The organism is Myxacorys chilensis (assembly GCF_059505265.1).
The window spans coordinates 1-5,065 of sequence record NZ_JCACKG010000161.1 but is presented as its reverse complement, the minus strand read 5'-3'; the positions used below and the strand labels follow the sequence as shown (position 1 = coordinate 5,065).

Genomic DNA, 5,065 nt, shown 5'->3' with positions numbered 1-5,065 from the left:
ATCGCCTTTTAGCTTATTCAGCCCAACTTCACATAATTATCAACACAACCTAGTCATTTAGACCCAAACAACATGTCTGAGACATTACCGATTCTTGATGGTCTAATACTTGCTGCACAGTCGATTGCCGCACATACACCACCGCCAGACGCTCTAAATGGTGCGCTAAAATCTTTTGGCTATACCAGGGAGACGTCCCTTTAGTACTCGTCATGGCGTTCCTCCTGCATCACCAGCGCGATCATCTCCGTCAGAAGTTGCATCACGCGCTGGCGATTTGCTATAGGAAGACGATGCCAGGGGTCGGGAATTATCGGTTCGGTCGGGGGGGAGTGGAGGATTCACACATACAAACGTTTCCTCAGGAAGTGTATTTTCAGCTGACTGTACCCTGTCCACAATTGCGGTCAAATTCAGTAAAGCTTCAACACTGAGGATAACTTTTTGCGATAGCCCTTTGCCTCTTATCAGGGCAAATCGGCAAACAGACTGAGGGGATGTTCAAAGATTTCAAGTCGGGGGGCTATCACATGGAAGATTGCCAAGTCAGTGACCCACGCTTTTTGGCTCTCGTCGGTCTGATGGCCATCGCCTACACCATTGCCACAGACCGAGGCACTCACATTCGTCGCAAACACGTGCAACACTACGTCGCTCGTCCCAAACCCAAATATCGTACCCCTCAACAGCACAGTAATTTTTGGATCGGCTTGTACGGAACGCTGTGGATTGACTCGATGCATGCCTGGTCGGACTGGGCAGACCAGCTCATGCGGCTCAAGCCCCAAAAGCGCCCCTTTTTCCTAAAAGGCTTACGCGCCATTGCCCTCATCCAGTCTGCTTTCTAGCTTCGCTGTCACCCCGTAAGCTCTCGCAGCCCTTAACACGGGTTATTCAAGGCGTAGAATAGCCTCGCCTGCGTTGGTTTTCGATTCCTGTTGCAACGGGAGGGTCTGGGTAGGAACGCACCCACGCAACCGGAGGAAGCAGTTTACAAGCCAGCCTGCACAAAAAAAGACCTGCGACGGCAACAGGTCTAAAGAGTTTGGTTTTGTGCCGTCAATGCTCTAAAGCATTTTAACTGCGATTTATGCGATTCCGAAGGAAGCTTGCTATGCGATTCCAAAGGAAGCTTGCTACGCGATCGCAGGCTCTAAATATTCAGCAAAGTTGCACAGCACCACCAAATTGAATTCATTGTCCGTCCCAATCGCCCTTCTTAACTCGTCGATCTGCTCATCCCACACATCCACGACAAAGCGCGTATCTGCGTCATAGCGATGGAACTGTTGCAGGATGATTGCCCATACCTCAACGGCTCCAGAATGGCGCGTATGAGTTGAAAACTGCGGGGCATTGAAACCGACTTGCTGAGAGAGGATAAGAATCTCCCAAGAGCGATCGCCCAACTCAGTGAGATTGATGGCAACTCGGAACTCTCCAGCTTTGCCCTTAATGGGGTTAAAACTCTCCTTCATGGCGTCTCTCCCGGTGGTAATGGGACGATTTCTGTCCTTAGTGTACAGATATATTTGCCTGTGGTTTTAGTGCGGAGTCGGCAACCCTGACAGGTTACGATTGTCCATGGATCACTGCGACTCGCCGCAATGTCTTCACACTGGTTCCGCGCCTGGGTGTCATTGTCTGCCACCACCTCGATCCCGTTGTCCTCTAGATTCCCTTCTGGGTCTTGCAGCATCTGCTGATTCGGTGGCGCGGCTGGAAGGGGACGCGCCGCCGGAGCGCTATAGCTCCCTCCACTACTGCCACCTCCAAAGACAGGAACAGGATGCAATTCAGAAGGTTCGCACCCCACTAGAAGCACCGCGATCGCCAGTCCTCCTCCTACATAGGTTCGGTTCATTGATAGATCCTCGTCCCTTGAGCGCGATTACCAACGTAGGGAATTTGAGCCATGCCATTGTCGTGAGTTGGGTAGTAGTCGTAATCCCCATCGCTCCACAAGGGACGACCGAACCGATTGAGCATGGAGCGCTCCGATTGTGGGTAGTCCAAAGAATTTGACGCTCTAATTTCTGCACGGCTCAAAGGACGGTAGGAATTTCCTGGAGATGGAACACTGAATACGATTGCACTGCCTAGACCAAGGGCAACAATCAGGCGAGGCAGGGCAAGGGGAATGAAGCCAACCCCAAGGTCGATAGTTTTTGACATGATGGAAGGACCTTTGTAACGAAGGTGGAGCCGGGGTGAAGATTGCGAGTCAGAACCCCGGTTTTGATTTCTATCATATAGCGGTTAAGGTAGGGTACAGTAAAGTACTTTACCTAGACTTACGTTAGAGGAGATAGGATCATGAGGCTGTCTGCAAGCCCCTCTATGCCAACGTCCAAGGAGAATTTAACGGTCTACCTGCCTGCTGAAGTGAAGGAAGAATTAGCGAAGTGGGCAGAGGCTGAAAAGCGATCTATGAGCTTTTTGGCGGAGCAAATCATCACCGACGCCATTAATGCTCGAAAGAACTCCCAACAAAACACTCAGGACAAAGACAAAGCGTAGAGGTGGTGGTCGTTTGCTGGAATTTAAACTATGACCGACTCTCTGCGAGGAGAAGCACGAACCATTCTTGAAAACCTTTCCTCAATGCCATTTGAAGAATGCTACTCCTTGAGCCGCGACTTTCGAGATCTGCCAACCTGCCCCGGTCTGTATGCCATTCGTCATCAGAATGAAGGAATTCTGTATATTGGACAAGCGATTAAACTTAGACGACGGTTTAAGGATGGGCATAAAGCCTTTTTTTGGGCATTTCTCGATTACTGCACACCCGATCAGATCGGGATTGCGATCGAACGATTGGGACTACAATCTCTACGACGTGCAGAAGACCTTGAGACACTGATGATTCGGAGTGCCCGACCGCGCTATAACAGTCTTATTAAGTAGGAGGAAGATGATGCAAGCCACTACCGAACATTTATCGCCAGAAGCCGCTCAAGCCTTCCTAGATACCCTACCGGAAAAAATTAGATTAGGGCTGCTGACGTGTGCAGCGCAGCTCGATTATCCTGTTGAGGCAGTGATTGAGATGGCGATCGCAGGTTATCTGGACGAGGATTCAGTGAGCTTTGTGGGTTGTAATCCAGTAGGAATTGATTTTGGTAGACCGGATATTAGAGAGATCGCTTAGTGAACGGTATTAATGGCATCAGATACGCTTTAAGGCCTCAGGTGCAATGGGATGGATGCGCGAGGATTTTGTGACTCCAGTAAGCTCAGCTTGACCGAATGTTGGCTAAACGTCTTCATAAGCTTCTCATGGTTTCATCTGCCTATACTCACTCTTGTTTGTAGTCTTGAGTTGCAGGATTTGCCTAGATTATAATTTTTTGGTATAATATAAGTATCACTAACCCAACAACTGAATACTTTATCCATGTCTACTGCACACGATGGGCAGGGGCGATCAGGACCATTTGCCATTCGGTTGGCAGCGCTTCAATCCGAGCTTAATCACAAGTTCAAGGCAGCGCGCCGACACCACGAGCGCTGGCGACGCACCGCCCAGACTGACCTTCGCTACACCTCGCCCGCTGATCCGATGCTGAGCGATTACTTTAATACCTTAATCAACTCCAGCCAGAGCGAAGCGGACTTGAAACAGGGATTGCACGGATTCTATGCTCGCTCCTTGGATCAAATCACAGCCGCAATGGCTCAAGAGCTACCCCATCTTGACTCGGACCTGCCAGCCGCGCTGCGATCGCAACTCCTGGACCTTGGTGCTCAGCAGTTACTGAACGAGACGATCGCGGATGACCCCCAATTTCTGAGTCGGCTGTGCGCCAGCCAAACGCGTCAAAATTTGGACCACTGGCGACGCTTGCGCGACTTCCTGACGCCGTGTATCGGGCAAGAGCTCTCGCTCGCAGATCGCTTTGACCTCGGCTTATCGCTCGGCTTACTGCCGATGAGCGAGTTGATCGAGTTTCTGAACGGACGCTTCAACTTGGAGCTGTCCCTTGCGGACCAAGCGACGATTCTCCGAGGACTCGAACTGAGCCGCCCGATTGCTCGCCGACCTTTGACCTACAACGATGCGATCGAGGCAATTCACCTCTTTCGCGGCGGCTGAACCCGACTTATCTTGTCGATGCGCTTGAAACACTCTCCAGAAGCTACCCAGGTGAAATCGGGCATAACTTGGGTAAGTTGTCGCTATGCCTGAAGAACCGATTGGTTCATGATGGAAGGACATTCAAAACCGCCGGCCACCTGATTAGGCTAGCATTTATCAAAACGAGCCCTGAGCAACTGCTCAGGGCTTATTAGTTGTTACGTCAAGGTCATCTGCTAGTCTTTGATGAGTTGCCGCGCCTCCCAGAAGTTCGATCGTGCAGAGACGGTTAGATCCATCAGGAGAGTTGAAGGTTCAGCTGGCTAGCAATAGACACGATAATTCCCTTCTTCCGCAGATCGCCTAGCGCTTTGTATAAATCACCCTCATCCAGTTCCCAGCGATTGCAGAAGACAACGACATCAATTGCAGGATTGGGCTTGCTAGGATCATCCACCTGCAAGGCAAAAAAGACATAGTCACGGTCGCTCGTCAGAAGCCTTCAATTGCGAATCCGTAAAAGTTCGTCTCGGTCAATCAAGTAACTGGCAGCAGCGGCAGAGTCATATTGAGTCATGGAATTAGTACGTCAGTACGATTAGACTACATGAAGTATGTTCTAATGGCAATGCGAAAAGAGGTAGGTTCGACAATATATTTGTGCAAATCTAAGTAATTCGAAATTCAACTAGTTATAGGACAACAGAGGCGAGCCACACCCTTCAAATATTTATTATGGTGCTCAAATCTATTTATTAAAGCTGAGCATCTAAATAGGCTGAGTTGCTTGTCAAATAACTATTTTGGCTCTTTAATAGTTTTTCAAACAAGTAGTGATAGCCAGTGAAAAGCATTGGCAGAGAGAACGGCATTAAACTGCTTGGCTTCTAGGCTCCACTCCTCAAATGAAGTATTGCAAATGGTCACGTTTGTAGGGCGAACGCATACGTTTCTTCATAATTGCAGCTGAAGAGTTGAACTGATACG

General features: G+C 49.6%; 9 protein-coding genes. 5 read left to right on the top strand and 4 right to left on the bottom strand.

Annotation, left to right across the window (positions count from 1 at the left end):
* Positions 1–49: 49 nt before the first annotated feature.
* The gene (locus tag AC5JLB_RS13090; protein WP_495874270.1) at positions 50–214 is read right to left on the bottom strand and encodes a hypothetical protein; all 165 of its coding nucleotides are present in this window, start codon (positions 212–214) and stop codon (positions 50–52) included.
* Positions 215–497: 283 nt separating this feature from the next.
* On the opposite strand from AC5JLB_RS13090, the gene AC5JLB_RS13085 reads away from it, so the two are divergent.
* The gene (locus AC5JLB_RS13085) at positions 498–848 is read left to right on the top strand and encodes a hypothetical protein (protein ID WP_495874269.1); all 351 of its coding nucleotides are present in this window, start codon (positions 498–500) and stop codon (positions 846–848) included.
* 288 nt (positions 849–1,136) lie between these two features.
* On the opposite strand, the gene AC5JLB_RS13080 is transcribed toward AC5JLB_RS13085, so the two are convergent.
* The 3 genes from AC5JLB_RS13080 to AC5JLB_RS13070 are packed head-to-tail and all read right to left on the bottom strand — an operon-like array spanning position 1,137 to position 2,175.
* A complete protein-coding gene (locus AC5JLB_RS13080; protein WP_495874268.1) occupies positions 1,137–1,478 on the bottom strand; it encodes a hypothetical protein in 342 nt (113 codons plus the stop codon).
* A complete protein-coding gene (locus AC5JLB_RS13075) occupies positions 1,475–1,864 on the bottom strand; it encodes a hypothetical protein (protein WP_495874267.1) in 390 nt (129 codons plus the stop codon). The genes AC5JLB_RS13080 and AC5JLB_RS13075 overlap by 4 nt, the downstream gene beginning before the upstream one ends.
* Entirely contained in the window at positions 1,861–2,175 is a 315-nt protein-coding gene (locus tag AC5JLB_RS13070) for a hypothetical protein (RefSeq protein ID WP_495874266.1), read from the bottom strand. Before AC5JLB_RS13070 ends, AC5JLB_RS13075 begins: the two co-directional genes overlap by 4 nt.
* 141 nt (positions 2,176–2,316) lie before the next feature.
* On the opposite strand from AC5JLB_RS13070, the gene AC5JLB_RS13065 reads away from it, so the two are divergent.
* The 4 genes from AC5JLB_RS13065 (at position 2,317) to AC5JLB_RS13050 (ending at position 4,096) form a co-directional block, all read left to right on the top strand.
* The gene (locus AC5JLB_RS13065) at positions 2,317–2,520 is read left to right on the top strand and encodes a ribbon-helix-helix domain-containing protein (protein ID WP_495874265.1); all 204 of its coding nucleotides are present in this window, start codon (positions 2,317–2,319) and stop codon (positions 2,518–2,520) included.
* Between the two features lie 30 nt (positions 2,521–2,550).
* Positions 2,551–2,907, top strand: a complete 357-nt coding sequence (locus AC5JLB_RS13060; RefSeq protein ID WP_495874264.1) for a GIY-YIG nuclease family protein — start codon at positions 2,551–2,553, stop codon at positions 2,905–2,907.
* 7 nt (positions 2,908–2,914) lie between these two features.
* Entirely contained in the window at positions 2,915–3,151 is a 237-nt protein-coding gene (locus AC5JLB_RS13055) for a hypothetical protein (RefSeq protein ID WP_495874263.1), read from the top strand.
* A gap of 246 nt (positions 3,152–3,397) precedes the next feature.
* Positions 3,398–4,096, top strand: coding sequence for a hypothetical protein (locus AC5JLB_RS13050; RefSeq protein WP_495874262.1), 699 nt, complete (start codon positions 3,398–3,400; stop codon positions 4,094–4,096).
* The last annotated feature ends 969 nt before the right edge of the window (positions 4,097–5,065 follow it).

Excerpts from the sequence above, each read along its gene's own strand:
- AC5JLB_RS13080 (WP_495874268.1), bottom strand. The coding sequence starts at position 1,478 with ATGAAGGAGAGTTTTAACCCCATTAAGGGCAAAGCTGGAGAGTTCCGA.
- AC5JLB_RS13070 (WP_495874266.1), bottom strand. The coding sequence starts at position 2,175 with ATGTCAAAAACTATCGACCTTGGGGTTGGCTTCATTCCCCTTGCCCTG.
- AC5JLB_RS13075 (WP_495874267.1), bottom strand. The coding sequence starts at position 1,864 with ATGAACCGAACCTATGTAGGAGGAGGACTGGCGATCGCGGTGCTTCTA.
- AC5JLB_RS13090 (WP_495874270.1), bottom strand. The coding sequence starts at position 214 with ATGACGAGTACTAAAGGGACGTCTCCCTGGTATAGCCAAAAGATTTTA.
- AC5JLB_RS13085 (WP_495874269.1), top strand. The coding sequence starts at position 498 with ATGTTCAAAGATTTCAAGTCGGGGGGCTATCACATGGAAGATTGCCAA.
- AC5JLB_RS13065 (WP_495874265.1), top strand. The coding sequence starts at position 2,317 with ATGAGGCTGTCTGCAAGCCCCTCTATGCCAACGTCCAAGGAGAATTTA.
- AC5JLB_RS13055 (WP_495874263.1), top strand. The coding sequence starts at position 2,915 with ATGATGCAAGCCACTACCGAACATTTATCGCCAGAAGCCGCTCAAGCC.
- AC5JLB_RS13060 (WP_495874264.1), top strand. The coding sequence starts at position 2,551 with ATGACCGACTCTCTGCGAGGAGAAGCACGAACCATTCTTGAAAACCTT.
- AC5JLB_RS13050 (WP_495874262.1), top strand. The coding sequence starts at position 3,398 with ATGTCTACTGCACACGATGGGCAGGGGCGATCAGGACCATTTGCCATT.